This window comes from Sapientia aquatica (assembly GCF_004358105.1).
Classification (GTDB): Bacteria; Pseudomonadota; Gammaproteobacteria; order Burkholderiales; family Burkholderiaceae_D; genus Solimicrobium; species Solimicrobium aquaticum.
Genome location: NZ_SMYL01000010.1, coordinates 1 through 23,750, shown reverse-complemented (window position 1 = coordinate 23,750; position 23,750 = coordinate 1). Strand labels below are relative to the sequence as shown.

Sequence of the window (23,750 nt, the reverse complement as noted above, 5' to 3'; positions counted from 1 at the left end):
AGAGAATTATGGAAAATAGATCACATGCCTTATGGGCCGGATTTTTCACCATCACGATGATATGTGCGACGATTTTTGCCGGCATTTGGTTTAACCGCGACAAAACTCAGCGCGACGATTATCAAATCGTGACCAATTCCGCCATCTCAGGATTAAATCCTCAGGCAATGGTGCGCTATCGCGGCTTGGCGGTTGGGCGGGTGGACAGCATCGAATTTGATTCCAAAACAGCCGGACAAATTAATATCAACATCAGCGTTGATCCCGATACGCCCATGACCCAATCCACTTTCGCCACGCTCGGCTACCAGGGCGTGACGGGAATCGCGTTTATCCAATTGGATGACGACGGTAGTAATCCGATTAAATTTAATTACGCCGATCATCCGGTGCCGCGCATTCCTTTGCATCCGAGTTTGCTGGAAAAATTAGAGCGCAATAGCAGCGTGATTTTAGCTAATGCAGAAAAAGTCACAGCTGAACTCGGCACCTTCTTGTCGCCAGAAAATCAAAAAGTAATCCTCGGCGCGTTTGCCAACACCTCGGCGGCAACTCAACGTTGGGCCAATGTCGCAGAAAATTTGCAGCCAACGATTCAACTTCTGCCTGATATGGCGCGTCAAGCAAATCAAACCATGGCAAGCGCGCAAGACTTAATGGCCAGCGCGAATAAATTAAGCACTCAGCTCACCGGATTGAGCAATCAACTACAAGACCCGCAAGGGCCGCTTAATCGCACGTTAACGTCGTTTAGCGATTTAACCGATAGCGTGCAGTTAGAGACGCTGCCAAAAATCACATCCTTATCGAACGACACCAGCAACTCCATGCGTACCTTGAACAAAACGCTGGATCAATTAAAAGAGCACCCACAAAGTCTTGTTTTTGGCAAACCGTCACCTGCTCCCGGTCCGGGGGAAGCGGGTTTTGTAGAACCTAAAAAATAAAGCGCCGATCATGCAAACCAAACCATTTTCATTTTTCCCAACTGTGTTTTTATGCTGTGCTGGCGCAATGTTGCTAGCCGCTTGCAGCACCACTCAAGCTCCGGTGGCGCGCTACGATTTTGGTGTGACTAGCGGCGCGACCGCCAAGTTAGCCTGCACTCTGCCACCGATTAATTTAGTCGAGATCACCACCACCTCGGCGTTGGACAGCGATTTGATGTTGTACCGACTTAACTATGCTAACGACCAGCAAACTCAAGCCTATGCAGCACATCGCTGGAGCATGCCACCGACGCAATTACTAAGCCAACGCATCAAAGCACAGTTGGCGGATCAAGGAGTAACCTTGCTCGATCCCGGCATGGTGCTGCCGAACGCGGTGCAACTGCGTTTGGAGTTAAACGATTTCGGGCAGTATTTTAGCGATTCCGCCCACAGCACCGCGCAGGTCAAAGTGCGCGCCTCGTTATTACGCGGCCATGCGTTAATTGCACAGACTAATTTGCTGCAACAAACGCCCACCAATGCGCCCGATGCGCCCGCTGGCGCGCAAGCCATGCGAGTCGCTAGCGATGCGCTGATTTCCGATTTAACGGTTTGGTTATGCAAGCAGACTCAGCCGTAAATCCACACCCAATCAAACATGAATCGTCGCCACTAGTTCGCGTGGCGCTGCTGGCGTATACGTTTTTGATCGTGTACGCCAGTTGGTTTCCCTTCACCGGTTGGCGCGATTTGGGTGCATCCCCATTGGCGTATCTGAGTGCCCCGCTGCCACGCTACTGGACGTTGTTTGACGTCAGCATCAACGTAATTGGCTATGTGCCGCTTGGAATTTTATTGGTGTTAGCTGGCTATCCTTGGCTAGCGCGTTTTTGGGCGGCTACTTTCGCGCTGGTGATCGGCGTGTTCGTCTCGGGCAGCATGGAAGCGGTGCAAACGTATTTGCCGACTCGGGTCGCATCAAATCTGGATTTCATCACCAACTGCGCGGGTGTGGCAATCGGCATTATCGTGGGCTGCGTGCTCACGCCTTGGTTGCTGGAGCGCGACCTATTAGAAAAAATCCGCGTGCGGTGGTTTGTGCCCAATATCAGCAATGGCTTAATCATCGTGGCCTTGTGGCCGTTGGCACAAATCTATCCGCAAGCCTATATGCTCGGATTAGGACAAATCGTGCCAACGCTGTCGAACTGGCTCAACGATTATTTCGATATTCCAATTGATTTGGGTGCGTTGATTCGCCAGGGCACAGAGCTGACCATCGAGCAATATTGGCTCTCGGAGACCATGATTACCTGCTGCGGCTTAATCGGCGCGGTGCTCATCCTGCTGTGTTTGTTGCAAGCTAAAGCACCTAAAGCGCGCTTAATTACTTTTTTGATTTTTGTTAATTTGGCGGTGAAAAGTTTAGCCGCCGCTTTATTGTTTTCACCCGAAAATGCCTATGCATGGGTAACGCCCGGCGCGCAGGCGGGATTGTTGCTAGGTTGTTTAATGTTATATGGCTTAGCCTTCACGACGCCGCGCGCCCAACGTCATCTGGCGATTTTGATGTTAGGTATTAGCTTGGTCGTGGTCAATTTTGTGCCAAGCAATCCGTACTTTACCGACACTTTATCGACTTGGGTGCAAGGTAAATTCTTAAACTTCAATGGCGCGGCGCAGTTTTTATGTTTGGCGTGGCCGTGGATTGCCATTTGGTTTTTGCTCCATTACACACCCGCCAAAACATCATCACGTCAATAATTTAGTTCTCGCTGGTTTCTTGGTGAGCGAATAATTCGACTGCCGTTTTAATTTAAATACCATTAACGCTTCCATCAACGTAGTGGCTTGTTGCTCTAAACTTGCCGTCGCTGCCGCCGCTTGCTCGACCAAAGCGGCGTTTTGCTGCGTCACTTGATCCATTTGCGTCACCGCTTGATTCACTTGGCTAATGCCCGTGCTTTGCTCGTGCGAGGCTTGCGAAATTTCTCCCATGATGCCGGTCACCTTATCGACTGATGCGATGATGTCGTGCATGGTCGAACCAGCGCTGTTTGCCAACACCGTTCCTGCATCGACGCGCTCAACCGAGGTGCCGATCAACTCTTTAATTTCACGCGCCGCGGTAGCGGAACGCTGCGCCAAACTACGCACTTCACTGGCCACCACGGCAAAACCTCGCCCCTGCTCCCCCGCGCGCGCGGCTTCCACGGCAGCGTTCAAGGCCAAGATATTGGTTTGAAACGCGATGCCATCAATGATGCCGATGATGTCCACGATTTTTTGCGAGGAGTGATTGATCTCGCCTATCGTGGCAATGACTTTGTCCACAATTTGCCCGCCCGATTGCGCCACGGATGATGCATTGCTCGCCATCGCGTTCGCATCGATTGCGTGACGGGCGTTGTTTTCCACGGTGGCGGCGAGTTGCTCCATGCTGGAGGCGGTTTCTTCTAACGAGGCGGCTTGCGCTTCCGTCCGGCCCGATAAATCCATATTGCCTTCCGCAATTTCGCGGGTCGCAGTGCGCATCAATTCAAAATTATCTCGCACATCGCCAATAACGCCGTGCAAATTGATGTTCAATTGACGCAAGGCACGCAAAAAATGTCCCATATCGTCGGTACGGTCGGTCTCTAATTTACCGGTCAAATCACCGCCCGTCATGGTTTGAGTGGCGGTCAAGGCTTGTCTTAAAGGATTGATGATTCCGTTTTCGAGGAAATACCAAAACCACAGCGTGAGCCCAATCGCGGCAGCAGCCACGATATTTAATCCAGTGGAAAGCGCTGGACTTAAACCGCTAGAAAACCAACTTGCCAGTGCCATCAAGACAACCGCTAATAACAACCCTGAGCACGCGCCACGCACGCGCTGCTTCAAGCTCAACTGAGACAATTGCGACAGCTTACCGCGCCAGCCACCTCGAATTAAATTGCCTTCGCGCAGCGCATAATTATTCGGATTTCCGGCGTTGATTTCCTTATACAGCGCGTCCATGGCAGCGATTTGATCGCGGGTCGGCTTGGTTCGGACCGACATGTAACCTACCGGCTGACCGTTCTCAATGACCGGTGTCACATTAGCAACCACCCAATAAAAACCGCCATCTTTGCGCCGATTTTTGACCACGCCGTTCCAAACATGACCCGATTGAATCGTGGCCCACATGTCCCGGAACCCTTCGGCCGGCATATCGGGATGGCGCAAAATATTGTGCGGCGCGCCGATCAATTCTGCGGCGGTGTAGCCGCTGACCTCGATGAAATACGGATTGGCGTAAGTAATCATCCCTTTTAAGTCGGTAATCGAGACTATCGACTGATGTTCACTTAACTGATATTCCTCGTTAGTAACGGGCGTATTAATGCGCATGGCTTGGCCTTGTTGGTGAATTAGTTGCCAAAACGACTTGGTCAATCAATGAGGTAGATAATCGAAACTTAACCCTTGTGTAATGAATATAGTAAGGAGGCGGTCACATTTCAATGTGAAATCAAGGCATCACCTTGATCGTCATCAACAGACCAATACAGCGCCAATAAAAAAGGCGCCCATCAAGGACGCCTTCACATAACCGTGTTGCTAGCCGAAGAAATCGGCCAGAGCGAATTCTTACTAGTTAACCTGCCCGGCTCAACGAGGCGGTTTTTACCCAACCTGCTGAACTAGCCAAATGCACATCTTCACCGTCAATTTTTACTGTTGGAATCGGATTGAATAACTTGGTTTTGAGCTCAATCGTGACGTCGAATCCAGCATCATTGTGTACAGAATAACCACCGTTACCACGAACGAGCTGCACACCGTTTAAAAATACCTTGGGCGAAAACAGCAGGCCAGCTGTGCGAATAACAAGCAGTTGGGTTTTAAAGTCGCGGTGAAAAACAGTGATATCCATAACGGTCTCAATTATCAGTTTGGTCAAAAAGGATTTAGGTCGTTTTCTAGATCGTTAGTTAGAATCTGGCGGAACCCAAATTTACTTGGTTTATCGTATAACGATAATCGCATTGATTTGGATGACAGCTTTAACTGTTATTTTTGTTAAGTTCACCTCGAACAAAGTAAAACTCACTCTTCAATTCTAGTAGCTAATCTCAAAAAGTCATCCCCAATCATCGTGCGCAGCTTTTCACTGGCTTCTTCACGCAACACAACTTCTTGGCTGCGCCAACGCAGGCCAACGACCTGATAGACACTGGGATCATTTTCAATACGGAAATTTTTGCCCAAAAGGCTGGGGATAACGATGTCGGTGGATTCGAGTAAATCTGTCACTTTGCGATTTCTTTTCTTAATCATATATGCCTCTAAAAATAGAATTAGCCGGCTGGTCAAAACGCATCATTTATGGAACTTGATGTGCAAGCTAGGGTAAATAGTGATCAAAAAATCGACTGCCCATGTGATAACTTCTGCGTCCTACATGTGCAAAGAATACAGAGTCGAGTCGGTAGATTCAATGCCCTAAATAGGGCATTTTGAGGGGTTGGCGGGTGGGGAGTTGGTATAAAAACGACAGATTAGGGCGAATATGATGACACCATTGAATCATTGGGTAATTCACAATTCTTTATGTAATTACAGTGCGATCGATAAGCTAACTTCGGTGCCGGGTGTTAAAGAGGAAATGGTTAATTCGGCGCCTATTTTTTGAGCACGGGTGCGCATATTGCCAACGCCGCGCCCGTTCGATTGCGGCTTAATCTCAAAACCAACGCCGTCATCGGCCACGCGAATACGCAAGGAAGTCGGGGTCGAAACCAACTCGACGACCACGTTTTTGGCCTGTGCATGTTTCAAAATATTGGTCAACGCTTCCTGCAAAATCCGCAACACTTGCAAACCAACGTTGGGTTCCATGTTGAGCGCATCGGGAATATTGCGGTGATGCCATTCCAAGTTCAACCCAATCGCGCGGAAACGCGCTTCCATCCTAAAACGGAAATTACCCAAGACCGGCAGCAAGTCGCTTTCGTCTGGCGACAAGGAATCAATCACCAAACGCATATCGTCCAAACATTCTTGCAACATGCCAACCAAAGTTGGCTGGGATAATTGCGCGCTTTGCGCCATCAATAGGGTCGAAAACAATTGCGAACCGACCCCGTCGTGCATGTCTTGCATGATGCGCTGACGCTCTTCGGTGGCAGCATTTACACGCTCGAGCTTGCGAACTTGTTCGTAGGTGTATTTGAGTTCTTGTTCTCTCAGATTGACGCGCCGCTCGAGTTGCTCATTGACGTTTTCCACCAATGCCAAGGAATCCAAAAAGCGATCCAACAAAATTCCGATCATCACCAGCAAAAATGCCGGTATGCCCAAATGCATGAGATAAATCTCGGGCCAAGAAACCCAAGCTTCTTGCACCGCCAAATCGTGCAACGACAAACCCAGCGCAAACACAATCGCTAAGCCCATCGCCAGCGCATTATGCGTGCGTTGCCGCGCGGCATAATTGAGCACATGCGCTACCGCGTACAAGTTAAATGGGATTAAACCCGTCAACCAATAGGTTTCGATAAAATGGCGCGCTTGGAAGCCGAAGATCAAAAACGCGGCCGTGCCGGCGAGCCAATAGGCGATTAAAATTTTGGTAAAGATCGGCTTGGAGGTTTCGCTAAAACTCAACAAAAAGGTCGAAATCAACACGATAAATCCAGCGGTAGCAAAGTAATAGCCGCAGCGCCAGTACAGCAAAATATCGGTAGAAACAATCGGTTCACGCAGCAAATACGTGCGGATTCCCCAGAACAAAACGCATAGGCCAAACAGACCGTAGAGCTTTTCTTTCGGTCTCCTAATCCACACGATGATAATGATGGAGCCAGCGATTAAACACAGTGCGGTGGAAATATCGGCGCTGGTATCTTCCCAAAACAGCAGTTGATCGTAGGTGGCGCGTTGCAGCTTTTCGGGGCCAATATCAATTTCACCGAAACTAGTAAACGGTTCACGAATAGCAAATCGGACTTCAATTTCATTGCTGCCAGGGTGCAAGGCCGAGGGAGGGATCAGCCACAATTCCGGTAAATACCAACGTACCTGGATCTTTTCATTGGCCGAAGGTGTTTCGCCAATCAGAGCGCCGTTGACATACACTTCACCGCCGCTGACGAGCTGCTGAAACAATACCCATTCATCTTGCTTTGCATCGGCCACATCAAAGCTGGCTTTGTACCAATAACCAATCAACTCGCGTTCGGTCGGTTTAGGCGCGTGATGCGGCAAAGTAATCGGCTGCCATTTGGCGTCCGGTGGCGGCAAGGTTGCGGAGTCAGAAATAATGTATTGCGCGGTCTTGATGCGGGCAACTTGGGTGGAATCGGCGTTGGCTTGGCAAGATACAACCACTAAACAACACAACAAAAAGCGAAAAATTTTATTCACTGAGGATGCCCAGTTTGGTGGCTTCATAGACAGCTTCACCGCGCGAATGCACGGCTAAAACTCGGTAGATTTTCTTAACATGCCGCGCCACGGTGTGGCTGGAGATATGGTGGGAAGTGGCGATTTCTTTAAAACTTAAGCCTTTGGAGAGCGCATGCAAGACCTGAAATTCGCGCTCCGACAAAATGCTTTTTTGTTTACCATTCGCCACCACCTCGGCGGTGCCTGCGCCAGTCGGTTGAAACCGCTGCAAAATTCGACGCGCAATCATCGGACTAATTGGCGAACCACCGTCGCGCAGCGTCCGTATGCACTCCGTAATATCCAAGCTGGAACTGTCTTTTAAAATATACCCGGTCGCGCCTGCTTCAATACTTTGAATGACATGCGCATCGTCGGCAAACATGGTGATGACCATGACATCGCAATCGACATGGGTTTTGACGGCCAATTTAATGAGCTCAATGCCGCTCATATCAGGCAAACCCAAATCAATCAAATACGCATCCGCTGCGGGACCGTTGATTAAGGCCATGCCATCGGCGCCGTTGGTAGCAATGCCGATGAGCGAGAAATCCGGATCGGATTCAATGACGCTCTTAAAACGCGCAAGAAATTCAGCGTTGTCTTCAACAATAATGACTTTGGTGACCATGTTATTTTTCTATTCCCTGTTTGGGTAAATAAGCCATATTTAACATTTACTTACACATTGCTGACGGGCATTGTCGCACCATTTTATCGATGATTGTTGCACAATCATTTCACCAACGTAACAAAACAACAGAATAAAAAAAGGAGCCTTAAATTAGGCTCCTTTTTTGTAAAATTTGTCGGCGATTAAGACGTACTTAAGCTAACTTTTAAGGGTATCAATCGCGTTGTAATTCATTTTTGTTGCGCTCAATGGTTAACCGTTTTCCTCAGTGCTTGGCACTACTTCTGCCGGCTTTTCTGCTGGGCGGTATTCCAAGATATCACCGGGTTGGCAATTAAGACGCTCGCAGATTTTCTCTAAGGTATCGAAGCGCACTCCTTTTACTTTTCCCGACTTTAATAAAGACAAATTCTGCTCGGTAATATCAACAAAGGCGGCCAGCTCTTTGGACTTCACTTTATTCTTGGCCAACATGACATCCAGATTAATAAATATAGGCATTAGATGAACTCGCTATTCTCTTCGGCTAAACGTCGGCCTTCTTCCATGATGCGGGCGATGACATAAAACAAGCCACACAACAACAATTCATCAAACGAATCGGTTAAATGCAACACCAATAATTGATTACTTTGCAATTTTAATAGATCAAAGACGAAATATCGAATAATTGGTTCAAACATGGAATACAGCACGTAAATAAACATCGCGCCGCAAAAGCCTCTGAGCAACAGAATACTTGGCATGATGAAGTACTCTTTTCGCTCAAAGTAACGCATCAATTTGATGAGGCGAATCAGGGCAAAGCTCAAGAAAATCAGTGCGGGCACAGAAATTAAAATAGTCGCCAATCGTTCCGATGGGGCTAATTCTGACAGCGCTTTCGTATCGAGATCACCGATGTGAATTAGGAAGGTAAAGACACCTAATTTAACATCTTCCAAATTGAGCCAAATCCACAAATGGGCGGCTAAAGTGGTCAACAATATGGCGCAAACACCATACCGAATCACGCGACACAGCGCGCTTAACGTAAAGATTGGACTAGACATGGATATTTTTGTGCTTCCGAAGCAACTATAATTTATTTTTAAACATTAATAAAAACATTAATGTTTTATGGTAGCAATAGTAGCGTAGAAATTATTCCTTGGGGAAATTTTAGCTCCCGCAAGCCATCGAAAAGATGTTGCCGCCCAACACTTTTAACAATTACCGTGTCATAGTTTTATCCTTTAGGAAAACTCCGTAATATTTCCACAAGAAAAGGTTACGCCGCCCGTTTTGAAGCGAAACTTCATCATCGTTTTCAATAAATCATGTTCAACAAAACAACAATAGGAGCTACCCCATGCGACTTCCTCAACTAAAAAAATCCATCGCCGCCATCTCGATTCCCTTGTTATTGGCACTCCCAGCAAGTGCGTTGCTGGCGCATGCCATTGACATCGACACCACATCCGAATCAAGCAAGCAGGCCGATAACGGCATGGATAAATCGGTTGCGCCGGGCGATGATTTTTATCGTTACATCAACGGTGGCTGGGCAGCGAGCGCCGTGATTCCCAATGACAAATCCGCCGTCGGTGTCACCTCCACGTTGCGCGATCAGTCCGACGCCGCCGTGTTGCAAATCATCGAACAATCCGCCCAAGCACCAGCAGGCAGCCCAGCGCGCAAAGTGGGGGATTATTACGCCGCGTATTTAAATACCGACGCGATTAATCAGCGCGGATTAGATCCGATCAAACCGCAGCTTGCGGCGATCGACAATTTGCACGACAAAGCTGGCTTAGCCACCTACCTTGGGCAGCATTTACGCGCTGACGTCGATCCGCTCAACGCGACCAATTTTTTTACGGAAAATTTATTCGGCCTGTGGGTAGCACAAGGCTTCCATGATCACAGCAAATACACCGGCTATTTATTGCAAGGCGGCTTAGGTTTGCCCGATCGCGAATACTATTTATCCAGCAGCCCCAAAATGGACAATATTCGCGTGCAATACATAGCGCATATCACCGCATTGTTTAAGTTAGCCAACGTTGCCAATCCCGACCAAGCAGCCAAGCGCGTATTTGATTTAGAAATGCAGATCGCGCAAGGTCACGTCAAACGCGCTGATTCCGCCGACATGGACAAGGCCGACAATACTTGGCGCAAAGCCGATTTCGCCAAAAAAGCGCCAGGTTTAAATTGGAACGCTTATTTCGCTGGCGCAGGTTTAGCCAAGCAAAGCAGCTTCATCGTGTGGCACCCAAGCGCGTTTAAAAATACCTCCGCGCTGGTTGCCTCAACACCGCTCACCACATGGAAAGAATACCTACAATTCCACGCGTTAAACCAACACACCAACGTGTTGCCGCAAGCATTCTTCGATCAAAAATTTAAATTCAGCCAAACCTTAACCGGCGCCAAAGCCCCGTTACCACGCTGGAAATATGCAGTAAGTGCCACCAATGGCGCGTTGGGCGAAGAAGTCGGCAAGCTCTACGTCGCACAACATTTTTCACCTGAGGCCAAAGCCAAGATTAACAGCATGGTCGCCAATTTATTAGCCGCCTTTAAAGAGCGCGTGCGCAATATCGCGTGGATGTCGCCCAGCACTAAAAAAGAAGCATTGGCAAAAATTGGCTCGTTTTATGTCGGCGTCGGCTACCCCGATAAATGGCACGATTATTCGGGCTTAGCAGTTCACGCCGACGATGCATTTGGCAACGTCGAGCGCGCGCAACAATTCGCCTACCAGCAAGCAATCGGCAAATTCGGCAAACCAGTCGATGTCACCGAATGGTGCATGACACCGCAAACCGTCAACGCCGTTAACATGCCTATGCAAAACGCGATCAACTTCCCCGCCGCGTATTTACAAGCACCAAACTTCGGCCTCAACGCTAGCGACGCCGCCAACTACGGCGCAATTGGCTCAACCATCGGCCACGAAATCAGCCACAGCTTCGACCATACCGGCGCAATGATTGATGCCAAAGGTGAATTGCGTAATTGGTGGACCAAAGACGATTTGCTACATTTCCAAACGTCCGCCAAAGCGTTGGCCGAACAATTTTCCACCTACAAACCATTCCCTGATTTAGCAGTGAACGGCGAACAGACCTTGGACGAAAACATCGCCGACCTAACCGGGTTAACCGCAGCGTTGGAAGCCTTCCACCTAGCGCAAAAACAGCAAGGCAAAACGCCAAGTAAAGAAGCAGACCAAGAATTCTTCGCCGCCAATGCCTACAAATACCGCTCCAAAATGCGCGACGAAGTCCTACGCTCGGCCATCATCGGCGATGGCCACGCCCCAGCGCAATACCGTGCGTTGACGGCACGCAATCTAGATGCTTGGTATGACGCATTTGATGTGCAACCAACGCAAAAACTGTATTTAGCGCCCAATGCGCGGGTGAATATTTGGTAATGCTGAAAAGCATTGGGGCGTCCCTAGTGGGCGCCCTTGGTTGATGCATGTTGGAAGTTTATAAAGCATCGCTTATTTCGAATCAATGGAAGTCAGTTTTTCCAATGCGTTCCAAATTTATCTAAGCAGAATCACGACTTAAATTTCATATGTTTATTTCAATCAGCTTCTGAGGTTTGGGCAGCCGCGGGGGAATCAGCATACACTGGCTTTGGTGGTATCGATGGCGAATCCGGTGGAAGTTGATCGTGATCGATAAAGGTGATGCGCTCAAAAATATCGTAGGTATATTGGTATGTGTCTGATTTTCTTTGAGGCTTAAACGGAAAATTCCAAGCATCTGCATTGCACTAGGCCTGAGGCGTTTTGGTAGTGGTACTGAATAGGCAAAATTCGGTATATTGTCCTGGAAATTCGAAGTCAACGATATTTTTGACGTTTCCAATGCCTTGCCATGTTATTCGTTTAAAAAGTCTAACTCCGACTTTTATCTGATTTTCCTCACCCCATTGACGATGCGTTTCCGACATTCCATAACTGCCATCAGGACGGGTGAAATCTTTTTTTATTCTTTCTAAACTACCGCCGGTGTAGCATCCTAGACCTAAATTCAAAGTGTAATCTCTCGGTTTCTTTTCTACTGCATGGATGAGCATAAGGCCACCGCTTTTATGATACGTATAGTGAACATATTCATTGCTGAGTAAGCTCACTTTAATTGAGCATTTAATTAAATCTAAGTAGGCAATTCCAGGGCCAAAGTATCGCCCACCCAATTCTTTTCTCAATGGGTCATCAAACTCCCATTTGGCTAATTTTTCATCAGCGTGCGCGCATAATGTGGTTAAAAGTAAAAATAAAATTATCAGAGTACGGATCATGTTGATTTCCTTAAAGTGATGCCCTCGGGTAGAGGATAATTTTTCCCGTCGGCATGGGCGAATTCAGGTGTATCAAAAAGCACGACTTGCGCGACCGAATATGCTTGAAAGCGTGCTTGAACACCGTTAATACTGCTGTAGTTCGTAACTGGTCGGCCTACATTGACGGTCGCTGCCACGCTCCCGAAGCCCTCGTGGTTGCAGTAAGTCAGACTCTCTTTTTTATCGGTGGTAATGGTCGTGCGAACATTCTCGCTCGTGGTGTCGGCATATTGAGCGGCTTTGCACCATGACCAATATGCATTGCCGCGAGACATATAGTTAAACCCCATGAGGTCTATTCAGACTGGACGGAATCGGCGGGCACGGCAGGAGAAGGCTCCACTGGCTTTGGTGGTATCGCTGGCGAATCCGGTGGAAGTTGATCGTGATCGATAAAGGTGATGCGCTCAAAAATGTCGGTAACGTATTTGAAGGTGTCTGCTTTAGTTTTTGGTTTAAACGGCAGGCCTAATCGGTCGTAGCATAGGGCTTGCGGTAACTTTGTTGCGGTACTGAAAAGACACACAAATATGTAACGCGCAGGGTATTCTCCGGTAGTGATATCCTGAACGTTGCCGACCCCTTGCCATGTCGCCCCTTTGAAAAGCTTCACTCCGACCTTAACCTCATTTTCCTCACCCCATTGCCGATGCATTTCCGACATTCCATAACTGCCATCAGGGCGGGTGAATTCTTTTTTAATGTCGGCAAGGTCTACACCTGTATAACAGCCTAGGCCTAAATTTTTACTATAGTTTTCAGACTTTGTCTTTATTTGATGGATAAGCATCAGACCACCGCTCCTTTGGTAGGTATAAATAATTTGCTCGTTGCTGAGCAGATTAATCTTTATCGAACATTTGATTAAATCCAAATAGGCGATCCCTGGACCGGTATACCGACCTCCTAGTTCTTTATTATTTCCGTCAGAGAAATTCCACCTCGCCATTTTTTCAATAGAGTGCGCACTTGCCACGCTAAAAAACAAAGCTAACATTATTAATATGCGTTTCATCATGGCTTCCTTATAGTAATGCCTTCGGGTAAAGGATAGGATTTACCGTCGGCGTGGGCGAATTCGGGAGTGTCAAAGAGAACCACTTGCGCGACCGAATATGCTTGGAATCGGGCTTGAACACCGTTGATACTGCTGTAGCTTGTAACTGGTCGGCCTACATTGACGGTCGCTGCCACGCTCCCGAAGCCCTCGTGGTTGCAGTAAGTCAGACTCTCTTTTTTATCGGTGGTAATGGTCGTGCGAACATTCTCGCTCGTGGTGTCGGCATATTGAGCGGCTTTGCACCATGACCAATATGCATTGCCGCGAGACATATAGTTAAACCCCATGAGGTCTATTCAGACTGGACGGAATCGGCGGGCACGGCAGGAGAAGGCTCCACTGGCTTTGGTGGTATCGCTGGCGAATCCGGTGGAAGTTGATCGTGATCGATAAAGGTGATGCGCTCAAAAATGTCGGTAATGTACTTAAATGTATCCGATTTAAATTTAGGTTTGAAGGTGAAATTCCATGGACCTGCATTGCATAAAGCCTGAGGGGGCTTTGTGCTGTCGCTAAACAGACAAAGGTCAATGTATTGACCCGGATGATCACTAGTGTATAGATATTCCACGTTACCAACACCCTGCCAATTTACCCCTTTAAAAAATTTAACTGCGATTTTTGCCGTATTCTCTTCTCCCCATTTTTTAAAGGTTTCTGATAATCCGTAACTACCATCTGCAAGAGTGAAGTCCTTTTTAATATCATCAAGGTCTTTACCTGTATAGCAACCCAGCCCTAGATTTTTGGTGTAATTTTCTGCCTTTGTTTTGATTCGGTGAATAAGCATTAGTCCGCCACTTTTGCCAAACGTATAGTGAACATATTCATTGGTAAGTAGGTTCACTTTGATCGAGCACTTGATTAAATCTAAGTAGATAGTCCCTGTGCCGAAGTAGCGTCCTCCCAATTCTTTTCTCGCTGGGTCATCAAACTCCCATTTGGCTAACTTTTCGTCAGCGTACGCACATGATGTGGTTAAAATCAAAAATAAAATTATCAGAGTACGGTTCATGTTGATTTCCTTAAAGTGACGCCTTCGGGTAGCGGATAGCTTTTTCCATCGGCATGGGGGAATTCGGGAGTGTCAAAGAGAACCACTTGCGCGACCGAATATGCCTGAAAGCGTGCTTGAACACCGTTAATACTGCTGTAGTTCGTAACTGGTCGACCTACATTGACGGTCGCTGCCACACCGCCAAAACCCTCGTGGGTGTAGTAAGTCAGACTCTCTTTTTTATCGGTGGTAATGGTCGTGCGAACATTCTCGCTCGTGGTGTCGGCATATTGAGACGCTTTGCTCCAAGCCCAATATGTTCCCGAAGTTAGAGCTAAGTCGGTAGGATTATCTTCAGGAGGGATTTTAACGATACCATCACGAAGATCTCGAAATTCTTTATCAATGGTCACACTTCCCCCTTTGTCATCTTTTAAGTTCGTATCATGTAATTTATCTTTTGTATTTTTATTTTTGAGATCATCTACAGCCGCTTTGTGGGCCCGAACTAATGTCGCCTCATCTTCCTTAGTAATTACATTGCCTCGAAATCTAAAATACTTGATATAGTTTGCTGGCCAAGTAAGTTGAAGATAACCGCGCCCATCCCAAGGAAAATAACTTGCGGACTCGTTACCTTTTTGATCGCTGGTTTCGCGCATTAAAAAAAGCCACCCAGTTTCTTGCAATGCGTTAGCAAAGAATGCTGCTAACCTCCGCGGTGTATTTATGCCGAATTGACGATTTGAGCGATTAAGTTCACGCAAACGATCTGTCCATAGTTTGCTGGCTGTTATACGCAATCCAACCGTTTCACTCACCCATTCCGATTTAGCTTTACGCACCGCTTTCTCAGGAATCAATTGCACAATCTCACTGCGACTCAGCCATCCGCATTGGCGGAAGTGGCGGATAAATTCGCGTGGATCAAAATGCCATTGCGCGTCTAAATACGCCTTCGGTAAGCCATCGCAGCAGACTGCTTGGGCGTGGGCTTTGAATAATTCCCACGATTCGGGGTTGTCTTTTAATCCGGGTAATTCTTTCACAAAACCGTAGCGGTTCAGAATGCTTGCTTTGTCCCATTCGGTCGGAAACTTGGCAATCAAACGCCGTGCTTTGGCGCGTTTGGCGTCGGTATTGAGTTTGATAGTGGCGCCGGTCGGGTCGTCTTTGTCGGCTAGCCATTTGCGCAGTTGCGGCGAATCGCAGCGTTGGTCGTCAGGGCTTGGGTCGTCGTTGATGCAGTTCCATCCAAAGAGTGGCAGAAAGTCAGCATCACTGAACGCATAACATCCGCTATAGGCCAGATCAACCCATGCTTCAGAGTTGGCGCTGGTCTTGATCTTGCGCCAATGGGCGGCATCGGCAGGTAATTTGTCGCCGCTCAGATTACGGCCAAAGCGCAGTAGGCTGTACCACCCGTTGGGACTGCTTTGCGCCTGTGCCGTGTCAGTTAGCGTGTTATGCCTGTCGACGGAAATATCGAACATAGTAAGGTGATGGATTGTGTCGCGTTGCTCCATGACCAATAGGCACCGGATGCAGCGCCGCGAGGCATATAGTTCAACCCCCACAAAGTCTATTCAGACTGAACGGAATTGGCTTGGTCGGCGGGAGAAGGATCCACTGGCTTTGGTGGTATTGCTGGCGAATCGGGTGGGAGCTGATCGTGATCGATGAAGGTAATGCGTTTAAAAATATCGTAGGTATATTGGTACGTGTCTGATTTTCTTTGGGGTTTAAACGGAAAATTCCAAGCGTCCCCATTACATAGTGCCTGCGGCGTTTTAGTTGTCGCACTGAAGATGCAGAATTCGGTATAACGTCCGGGAAAGTCAGTTGTGTAAAGGTACTCAACATTACCAACACCTTTCCAGTTTGCGCCATCAAAAAGTTTCACTGCGATTTTCGCCGTATTGTCTTCGCCCCATTTTCTAAAACTTTCTGAAAGTCCATAACGACCATCGGGCAAAGTAAAATTCCTTTTAATGTCATCAAGGTCTTTTCCTGCATAACAGCCTAGACCTAGGTTCATAGTGTAATCCTTAGGTTTTTTTCCTAGCGCATGGATGAGCATAAGTCCACCGCTCCTTTGGTAGGTATAAATAATGTACTCGTTGCTGAGCAGATTAATCTTTATCGAACATTTGATTAAATCTAAATATGCAATCCCTGGGCCGGTATACCTACCTCCTAGTTCTTTATTATTTCCGTCAGAGAAATTCCACTTCGCCATTTTTTCAATGGAGTGCGCACTTGCCACACTGAAAAACAAAGCTAACATTATTAATATGCGTTTCATCATGGCTTCCTTATAGTAATGCCTTCGGGTAAAGGATAGGATTTACCGTCGGCGTGGGCGAATTCGGGAGTGTCAAAAAGGACCGCTTGCGCGACCGAATATGCTTGGAATCGGGCTTGAACACCGTTGATACTGCTGTAGTTCGTAACTGGTCGGCCTACATTGACGGTCGCTGCTACACTGCCAAAACCCTCGTTGATGTAGTAAGTCAGACTCGCTTTTTTGTCGGTGATAATAGTCGTGCGAACATTCTCGCTCGTGGTGTCGGCATATTGAGCGGCTTTGCTCCATGACCAATATGCATTGCCGCGAGACATATAGTTAAACCCCATGAGGTCTATTCAGACTGGACGGAATCGGCGGGCACGGCAGGAGAAGGCTCCACTGGCTTTGGTGGTATCGCTGGCGAATCCGGTGGAAGTTGATCGTGATCGATAAAGGTGATGCGCTCAAAAATGTCGGTAACGTATTTGAAGGTGTCTGCTTTAGTTTTTGGTTTAAACGGCAGGCCTAATCGGTCGTAGCATAGGGCTTGCGGTAACTTTGTTGCGGTACTGAAAAGACACACAAATATGTAACGCGCAGGGTATTCTCCGGTAGTGATATCCTGAACGTTGCCGACCCCTTGCCATGTCGCCCCTTTGAAAAGCTTCACTCCAACCTTAACCTCATTTTCCTCACCCCATTGCCGATGCATTTCCGACATTCCATAACTACCATCAGGGCGGGTGAACTCTTTTTTAATGTCGGCAAGGTCTACACCTGTATAACAGCCTAGGCCTAAATTTTTACTATAGTTTTCATACTTTGTCTTTATTTGATGGATGAGCATCAGACCACCGCTCCTTTGGTAGGTATAAATAATTTGCTCGTTGCTGAGCAGATTAATCTTTATCGAACATTTGATTAAATCCAAATAGGCGATCCCTGGACCGGTATACCGACCTCCTAGTTCTTTATTATTTCCGTCAGAGAAATTCCACCTCGCCATTTTTTCAATAGAGTGCGCACTTGCCACGCTAAAAAACAAAGCTAACATTATTAATATGCGTTTCATGATGGTTTCCTTATAGTAATGCCTTCAGGTAAAGGGTGGGATTTACCGTCGGAGTGGGGGAATTCAGGTGTATCAAACAGCACGACTTGCGCGACCGAATATGCCTGGAAGCGCGCTTGAATCCCGTTGATTCTGCTGTAATCAGTAACTGGTCGGCCCACATTGACAGTAGCTGCCACGCTGCCAAAGCCCTCATGGGTGTAGTAAGTCAGACTCTCTTTTTTATCGGTGGTAATAGTCGTGCGAACATTCTCGCTCGTGGTGTCGGCATATTGCGCGGCTTTGCTCCATGACCAATAGGCGCCGGATGCAGCGCCGCGAGGCATATAGTTCAACCCCCACAAGGTCTATTCAGACTGAACGGAATTGGCTGGGTCGGCGGGAGAAGGCGCCACTGGCTTTGGTGGTATCGCTGGCGAATCGGGTGGGAGCTGATCGCGATCGATGAAGGTGATGCGCTCAAAAATGTCGGTAACATACTTAAATGTATCCGATTTAAATTTAGGTTTAAACGCGAAACTTAATCGGTCAGAACATAGCGCTTGCGGTACCCTTGTTGCTGTACTGAAAAGGCACACAAATATGTCACGTGCAGGATATTCTCCGGTAGTGATATCCTGAACATTGCCAACCCCTTGCCATGTCGCCCCTTTAAAAAGCTTCACTCCGACCTTAACCTCATTTTCCTCACCCCATTGCCGATGCATTTCCGACATTCCATAACTGCCATCAGGGCGGGTGAATTCTTTTTTAATGTCTGCAAGATCTTTACCGGTATAGCATCCTAGACCTAGGTTCATAATCGTCCCTTTAGGATCTTTTCCGTAGCCGTGATCGATTCGTATTCCGCTTATCCTGCCATACACATAAGGGGTTGTTTCATTGTCGAGCAACTTAATTTTTACAGCACAGTTTCCTAAATTCATGTACACAACGCCGGGTCCGCTAAAAATCCCACCTTCGAGATTACTTCTGAATTGCTCCCATGTTGCTAGTTTCTCTTCTGCATGAGCAATAATTTCAGTGAAAAGTAAAAATACAATTACTAATATTTGCTTCATAATATTTTCCTTAAAGTAATTCCTTCTGGCAGTGCGTAATTTTTTCCATCCGCATGAGGGAATTCAGGGGCATCGAACAAGATAACTTGTGCAACGGAATAAGCCTGGAATCGGGCTTGAACACCGTTGATACTGCTGTAGTTCGTAACTGGTCGGCCTACATTAACGGTCGCTGCCACACTGCCAAAACCCTCATGGGTGTAGTAAGTCAGACTCTCTTTTTTATCAGTGGTAATAGTCGTGCGAACATTGTCGCTAATGGTATCGGCATATTATGCGGCTTTGCTCCGCGCCCAATATGCAGCGCCACGATACATATAGTTTAACCCCATAAGGTCTATTCAGACTGGACGGAATCGGCGGGCACGGCAGGAGAAGGCTCCACTGGCTTTGGTGGTATCGCTGGCGAATCCGGTGGAAGTTGATCGTGATCGATAAAGGTGATGCGCTCAAAAATGTCGGTAACGTATTTGAAGGTGTCTGCTTTAGTTTTTGGTTTAAACGGCAGGCCTAATCGGTCGTAGCATAGGGCTTGCGGTAACTTTGTTGCGGTACTGAAAAGACACACAAATATGTAACGCGCGGGGTATTCTCCGGTCGTGATATCCTGAACATTGCCGACCCCTTGCCATGTCGCCCCGTTGAAAAGCTTCACTCCGACCTTAACCTCATTTTCCTCACCCCATTGCCGATGCATTTCCGACATTCCATAACTACCATCAGGGCGGGTGAACTCTTTTTTAATGTCGGCAAGGTCTACACCTGTATAACAGCCTAGGCCTAAATTCAAAGTGTAATCTCTCGGTTTCTTTCCTACTGCATGGATGAGCATAAGGCCACCGCTCCTTTGGTAGGTATAAATAATGTACTCATTGCTGAGCAGCTCCAATTTTACCGAACAGTTAATCAAATCCAGATAGGCAATCCCTGGACCGGTATACCTTCCACCTCTTTCTTTATAATCTTCGTTGTAAAATTCCCAGGTTGCCATCTTCTCCTGAGCAAAAACATTCATACTAATTAGAAGTAAAAATAAAATTATTAGCACACGATTCATGTTGATTTCCTTAAAGTGATGCCCTCGGGTAGAGGATAAGATTTACCGTCGGAGTGGGGGAATTCAGGTGTATCAAACAGAACGACTTGCGCGACCGAATATGCTTGAAAGCGTGCTTGAACACCGTTGATTCTGCTGTAATCAGTAACTGGTCGGCCTACATTGACTGTAGCTGCCACGCTGCCGAAGCCCTCGTGGGTGTAGTAAGTCAGACTCTCTTTTTTATCGGTGGTAATGGTCGTGCGGACATTCTCGCTCGTGGTGTCGGCATATTGCGCCGCTTTGCTCCACGCCCAATATGCAGTGCCGCGAGACATATAGTTAAACCCCATAAGGTCTATTCAGACTGGACGGAATCGGCGGGCACGGCAGGAGAAGGCTCCACTGGCTTTGGTGGTATCGCTGGCGAATCCGGTGGAAGTTGATCGTGATCGATAAAGGTGATGCGCTCAAAAATGTCGGTAACGTATTTGAAGGTGTCTGCTTTAGTTTTTGGTTTAAACGGCAGGCCTAATCGGTAGTAGCATAGGGCTTGCGGTAACTTTGTTGCGGTACTGAAAAGACACACAAATATATAACGCGCAGGGTATTCTCCGGTAGTGATATCCTGAACGTTGCCGACCCCTTGCCATGTCGCCCCTTTGAAAAGCTTCACTCCAACCTTAACCTCATTTTCCTCACCCCATTGACGATGCGTTTCCGACATTCCATAGGTGCCATCAGGACGGGTGAAATCTTTTTTTATTCTTTCTAAACTTTTACCTACATAACAACCTAAGCCTAAATTTTTACTATAGTTTTCAGACTTTGTCTTTATTTGATGGATAAGCATCAGACCACCGCTCCTTTGGTAGGTATAAATAATGTACTCATTGCTGAGCAGCTCCAATTTTACCGAACAGTTAATCAAATCCAGATAGGCAATCCCTGGACCGGTATACCTTCCACCTCTTTCTTTATAATCTTCGTTGTAAAATTCCCAGGTTGCCATCTTCTCCTGAGCAAAAACATTCATACTAATTAGAAGTAAAAATAAAATTATTAGCACACGATTCATGTTGATTTCCTTAAAGTGATGCCCTCGGGTAGAGGATAAAATTTACCGTCGGAGTGGGGGAATTCAGGTGTATCAAACAGAACGACTTGCGCGACCGAATATGCTTGAAAGCGTGCTTGAACACCGTTGATTCTGCTGTAATCAGTAACTGGTCGGCCTACATTGACTGTAGCTGCCACGCTGCCGAAGCCCTCGTGGGTGTAGTAAGTCAGACTCTCTTTTTTATCGGTGGTAATGGTCGTGCGAACATTCTCGCTCGTGATGTCGGCATATTGAGACGCTTTGCTCCAAGCCCAATATGTTCCCGAAGTTAGAGCTAAGTCGGTAGGATTATCTTCAGGAGGGATTTTAACGATACCATCACGAAGATCTCGAAATTCTTTATCAATGGTCACACTTCCCCCTTTGTCATCTTTTAAGTTCGTATCATGTAATTTATCTTTTGTATTTTTATCTTTGAGATCATCTCGCGCCGCTTTATGGGCTCGGGCCAAAGTAGCTTCATCTACCTTAGAAATCACATTGCCTCGAAACCTAAAATATTTGATGTAGTTTGATGGCCAAGTGAGTTGAAGATAACCGCGACCATCCCAAGGAAAGTAATATGCAGCTTTGTTACCATCTGAATCGCTGTTCTCACGCATTACCACCAGCCATCCAGTTTCTTGCAATGCGTTAGCAAAGAACGCTGCTAAACGTCGAGGTGTGTTAATGCCGAACTGCCGATTGGAACGATTAAGTTCACGCAAACGATTCGCCCATAGTTCTGTCGCGATTAGGTTCATCGGTACCTTTTCACTCACCCATTCCGATTTAGCTTTACGCACCGCTTTCTCAGGAATCAATTGCACAATCTCACTGCGACTCAGCCATCCGCATTGGCGGAAGTGGCGGATAAATTCGCGTGGATCGAAATGCCATTGCGCGTCTAAATAGGCCTTGGGTAAGCCGTCGCAGCAGACTGCTAGCGCGTGGGCTTTGAATAATTCCCACGATTCGGGGTTGTCTTTCAATCCGGGTAATTCTTTCACAAAACCGTAGCGGTTTAGAATGCTTGCTTTGTCCCATTCGGTCGGAAACTTGCTAATCAAACGCCGTGCTTTGGCGCGTTTGGCGTCGGTGTTGAGTTTGATATTGGCGCCAGTCGGGTCGTCTTTGTCGGCTAGCCATTTGCGCAGTTGCGGCGAATCGCAGCGTTGGTCGTCAGGGCTTGGGTCGTCGTTGATGCAGTTCCATCCAAAGAGTGGCAGAAAGTCAGCATCACTGAACGCGTAGCATCCGCTGTAGGCCAGATCAACCCAAGCCTCAGAGGTAGCGCTGGTGTTGATCTTGCGCCAATGGGCGGCATCGGCAGGTAATTTGTCGCCGCTCAGATTACGGCCAAAGCGCAGCAGGCTATACCAACCGTTGGGACTGCTTTGCGCCTGTGCCGTGTCAGTTAGCGTGTTATGTCTATCGACGGAAATATCGAACATAGTAAGGTCATGGATTGTGTCGCTGCGCTGCCCAAGTAGTGTGCCAACGTCGTCGTAGGTGCGTAGCGTGCAGCTACGTTGCTGGTAGTGGATTTCTACCCAGATCGGCTTGCCGATGGTGCTAGTTGGGTTGTTGATTCGGGTGACGGATTTTGGTTCTGTTGTGTCCATCGGGGCGGTGGCGGGCACGTAAATATATGTGCTGCCAAAGACGGCATCGGTGCGGCCGTGCGCGGTGGGTGCTTTGGTGGGTGATTGCCACGCGGGGTCACGGCCGATGATTTTTTTAAGATTCGTCTCGTCGCAGCAAATTTCTAGGTGTATCTGCCGATGTCCTTCGACTAATCCTACTTCGCCCAACGGATCTTTGCGGCGAATCTTGTCACCTACGTTGAGTAGCCGTGTGCTGGCGGCTTGGGCTTTGCTGGTTTTGGTCGCGGCGACCGCTGGTACGTCAATGTGTTGAATCGTGCTCAGGTGCATCACAACGCTGTAATAGGTGATGCTGGTCGCTTCGGTGTCGCTGCTGCCGATCTCGGTTGTGTGTTGAATAATCACCATCCCGGTATCGGTCCAGCTAGGATGATCGCTAGTTGAATTGTAGTTCAGCGGATCGTCTTTATTGGTATTGCTCGGCGTTGGTTCTCGGACAAAGATCAATTCGCCATCAGCGACCGCGCAGGCAGTTTTAAACGCGCCAATGCTCGTCGATGATAGGTGGATGCCGTTGTGCCATAGCATGAGGTTACCAATTGGGTAACTGCCTTCGGGTACATCCAGCGAGTTAAAGGAAATCGGCAGGGGCATTGCGGAGGCTAACCACGCCTCTTCCGTTAGGTTGCCTGTGGCGGGTAAAAATGGTGGGCTAATAATCATGGGTTACCTTACTAGATCAATAATGTCACGCGAAAGTCGCTCACTTGGATAGACCGACGCGCTGCCCGATTTGTTCTGGTGAGATGGATTTGCGCGGTAATTCTGGCAACTCCACAGGCCTACTCAACGGCCCCAGCGACGTGTGTGCCGCGGCATGTTCTGTCCACGTTCCTTTGGTTCCGCTTTTGATTCCGTTGGCACTCCATTCGGTGAAGCTGCCGCCGCCGTTGACCAGAACGTTGTTTTTGGCGGTGATGTGGATATTTGAGGCTTGAGGCGAGTTAAGTTGAATTTACCGATTCAACTTAATCACTTATCCATGTCCAATTAAAAGCATGTCCGTTTGTAACCGATTACCCACCATAAATACTAAATGATCAAGTAACTCCATGCAAATCCGATCGCAGCGGATTTGCGGCAAAGTGTTGTTTCCATAGTCTTGGCGTAAGTTCATGAACCTTTGACGCCGGAT

At 47.6% G+C, this 23,750-nt stretch carries 27 protein-coding genes; 4 read left to right on the top strand and 23 right to left on the bottom strand.

Annotation, left to right across the window (positions count from 1 at the left end):
- Nucleotides 1-8 precede the first annotated feature (8 nt).
- From E2I14_RS15580 to E2I14_RS15570, 3 genes are read left to right on the top strand one after another with little or no spacing between them, the layout of a single operon-like run.
- Nucleotides 9-947, top strand: a complete 939-nt coding sequence (locus E2I14_RS15580) for an MlaD family protein (RefSeq protein ID WP_133330219.1) — start codon at nt 9-11, stop codon at nt 945-947.
- Nucleotides 948-957: 10 nt separating this feature from the next.
- Nucleotides 958-1,572 carry an ABC-type transport auxiliary lipoprotein family protein gene (locus tag E2I14_RS15575; RefSeq protein ID WP_133330215.1) on the top strand — a complete coding sequence of 205 codons (615 nt, stop codon included), beginning with the start codon at nt 958-960 and terminating at the stop codon, nt 1,570-1,572.
- Nucleotides 1,551-2,696, top strand: a complete 1,146-nt coding sequence (locus E2I14_RS15570) for a VanZ family protein (protein WP_133330213.1) — start codon at nt 1,551-1,553, stop codon at nt 2,694-2,696. The genes E2I14_RS15575 and E2I14_RS15570 overlap by 22 nt, the downstream gene beginning before the upstream one ends.
- Here E2I14_RS15570 and E2I14_RS15565 read toward each other — a convergent pair.
- From E2I14_RS15565 to E2I14_RS15535, 7 genes are all read right to left on the bottom strand, one after another.
- On the bottom strand, nt 2,685-4,310 hold the full coding sequence (locus tag E2I14_RS15565; RefSeq protein ID WP_133330211.1) for a methyl-accepting chemotaxis protein: 1,626 nt from the start codon (nt 4,308-4,310) through the stop codon (nt 2,685-2,687). The genes E2I14_RS15570 and E2I14_RS15565 overlap by 12 nt on opposite strands.
- 247 nt (nt 4,311-4,557) lie before the next feature.
- Nucleotides 4,558-4,836 (bottom strand): hypothetical protein, encoded by a 279-nt coding sequence (locus E2I14_RS15560; RefSeq protein WP_133330209.1) that lies wholly within the window; start codon nt 4,834-4,836, stop codon nt 4,558-4,560.
- 173 nt (nt 4,837-5,009) lie between these two features.
- Nucleotides 5,010-5,240 carry a hypothetical protein gene (locus tag E2I14_RS15555; protein ID WP_133330207.1) on the bottom strand — a complete coding sequence of 77 codons (231 nt, stop codon included), beginning with the start codon at nt 5,238-5,240 and terminating at the stop codon, nt 5,010-5,012.
- 279 nt (nt 5,241-5,519) lie between these two features.
- On the bottom strand, nt 5,520-7,328 hold the full coding sequence (locus E2I14_RS15550; protein ID WP_165967865.1) for a sensor histidine kinase: 1,809 nt from the start codon (nt 7,326-7,328) through the stop codon (nt 5,520-5,522).
- Nucleotides 7,321-7,983, bottom strand: a complete 663-nt coding sequence (locus E2I14_RS15545) for a response regulator transcription factor (protein ID WP_133330203.1) — start codon at nt 7,981-7,983, stop codon at nt 7,321-7,323. Before E2I14_RS15545 ends, E2I14_RS15550 begins: the two co-directional genes overlap by 8 nt.
- Nucleotides 7,984-8,238: 255 nt before the next feature.
- Nucleotides 8,239-8,487, bottom strand: a complete 249-nt coding sequence (locus tag E2I14_RS15540) for a helix-turn-helix domain-containing protein (protein WP_133330201.1) — start codon at nt 8,485-8,487, stop codon at nt 8,239-8,241.
- Complete coding sequence (locus E2I14_RS15535; protein WP_133330199.1) at nt 8,487-9,038, bottom strand: DUF2975 domain-containing protein; 552 nt, start codon at nt 9,036-9,038, stop codon at nt 8,487-8,489. The genes E2I14_RS15540 and E2I14_RS15535 overlap by 1 nt, the downstream gene beginning before the upstream one ends.
- A 299-nt stretch (nt 9,039-9,337) precedes the next feature.
- Here E2I14_RS15535 and E2I14_RS15530 point away from each other — a divergent pair, with 299 nt between their 5' ends.
- Nucleotides 9,338-11,410 (top strand): M13 family metallopeptidase, encoded by a 2,073-nt coding sequence (locus E2I14_RS15530; protein ID WP_133330197.1) that lies wholly within the window; start codon nt 9,338-9,340, stop codon nt 11,408-11,410.
- Between the two features lie 350 nt (nt 11,411-11,760).
- On the opposite strand, the gene E2I14_RS15525 is transcribed toward E2I14_RS15530, so the two are convergent.
- The 16 genes from E2I14_RS15525 to E2I14_RS19985 all read right to left on the bottom strand — a co-directional run bounded on the left by E2I14_RS15525 (nt 11,761) and on the right by E2I14_RS19985 (nt 23,513).
- Nucleotides 11,761-12,291 carry a hypothetical protein gene (locus E2I14_RS15525; protein WP_133330195.1) on the bottom strand — a complete coding sequence of 177 codons (531 nt, stop codon included), beginning with the start codon at nt 12,289-12,291 and terminating at the stop codon, nt 11,761-11,763.
- Complete coding sequence (locus E2I14_RS15520; protein ID WP_133330193.1) at nt 12,288-12,608, bottom strand: hypothetical protein; 321 nt, start codon at nt 12,606-12,608, stop codon at nt 12,288-12,290. The genes E2I14_RS15525 and E2I14_RS15520 overlap by 4 nt, the downstream gene beginning before the upstream one ends.
- A 20-nt stretch (nt 12,609-12,628) precedes the next feature.
- A complete protein-coding gene (locus E2I14_RS15515; protein ID WP_165967864.1) occupies nt 12,629-13,351 on the bottom strand; it encodes a hypothetical protein in 723 nt (240 codons plus the stop codon).
- Complete coding sequence (locus E2I14_RS15510; RefSeq protein WP_133330189.1) at nt 13,348-13,665, bottom strand: hypothetical protein; 318 nt, start codon at nt 13,663-13,665, stop codon at nt 13,348-13,350. The genes E2I14_RS15515 and E2I14_RS15510 overlap by 4 nt, the downstream gene beginning before the upstream one ends.
- Before the next feature lie 20 nt (nt 13,666-13,685).
- Complete coding sequence (locus tag E2I14_RS15505) at nt 13,686-14,408, bottom strand: hypothetical protein (protein WP_133330187.1); 723 nt, start codon at nt 14,406-14,408, stop codon at nt 13,686-13,688.
- Nucleotides 14,405-15,883: a lysozyme family protein gene (locus E2I14_RS15500; RefSeq protein WP_133330185.1), complete on the bottom strand. Its 1,479-nt coding sequence runs from the start codon at nt 15,881-15,883 to the stop codon at nt 14,405-14,407. Before E2I14_RS15500 ends, E2I14_RS15505 begins: the two co-directional genes overlap by 4 nt.
- An 89-nt stretch (nt 15,884-15,972) precedes the next feature.
- Entirely contained in the window at nt 15,973-16,698 is a 726-nt protein-coding gene (locus E2I14_RS15495; RefSeq protein WP_165967863.1) for a hypothetical protein, read from the bottom strand.
- The gene (locus tag E2I14_RS15490; protein WP_133330181.1) at nt 16,695-17,012 is read right to left on the bottom strand and encodes a hypothetical protein; all 318 of its coding nucleotides are present in this window, start codon (nt 17,010-17,012) and stop codon (nt 16,695-16,697) included. Before E2I14_RS15490 ends, E2I14_RS15495 begins: the two co-directional genes overlap by 4 nt.
- Before the next feature lie 20 nt (nt 17,013-17,032).
- Entirely contained in the window at nt 17,033-17,752 is a 720-nt protein-coding gene (locus E2I14_RS15485; RefSeq protein WP_133330179.1) for a hypothetical protein, read from the bottom strand.
- Entirely contained in the window at nt 17,749-18,078 is a 330-nt protein-coding gene (locus E2I14_RS15480; RefSeq protein WP_133330177.1) for a hypothetical protein, read from the bottom strand. Before E2I14_RS15480 ends, E2I14_RS15485 begins: the two co-directional genes overlap by 4 nt.
- 21 nt (nt 18,079-18,099) lie before the next feature.
- Nucleotides 18,100-18,813, bottom strand: coding sequence for a hypothetical protein (locus tag E2I14_RS15475; RefSeq protein WP_133330175.1), 714 nt, complete (start codon nt 18,811-18,813; stop codon nt 18,100-18,102).
- A gap of 337 nt (nt 18,814-19,150) precedes the next feature.
- Complete coding sequence (locus E2I14_RS15470) at nt 19,151-19,870, bottom strand: hypothetical protein (RefSeq protein ID WP_133330173.1); 720 nt, start codon at nt 19,868-19,870, stop codon at nt 19,151-19,153.
- A complete protein-coding gene (locus E2I14_RS15465; protein WP_133330171.1) occupies nt 19,867-20,187 on the bottom strand; it encodes a hypothetical protein in 321 nt (106 codons plus the stop codon). Before E2I14_RS15465 ends, E2I14_RS15470 begins: the two co-directional genes overlap by 4 nt.
- A gap of 20 nt (nt 20,188-20,207) precedes the next feature.
- On the bottom strand, nt 20,208-20,927 hold the full coding sequence (locus E2I14_RS15460; protein ID WP_133330169.1) for a hypothetical protein: 720 nt from the start codon (nt 20,925-20,927) through the stop codon (nt 20,208-20,210).
- Nucleotides 20,924-23,278, bottom strand: a complete 2,355-nt coding sequence (locus E2I14_RS15455) for a lysozyme family protein (RefSeq protein ID WP_133330167.1) — start codon at nt 23,276-23,278, stop codon at nt 20,924-20,926. The genes E2I14_RS15460 and E2I14_RS15455 overlap by 4 nt, the downstream gene beginning before the upstream one ends.
- A 40-nt stretch (nt 23,279-23,318) precedes the next feature.
- Nucleotides 23,319-23,513, bottom strand: a complete 195-nt coding sequence (locus tag E2I14_RS19985; RefSeq protein ID WP_406675716.1) for a hypothetical protein — start codon at nt 23,511-23,513, stop codon at nt 23,319-23,321.
- Nucleotides 23,514-23,750: the final 237 nt, after the last annotated feature.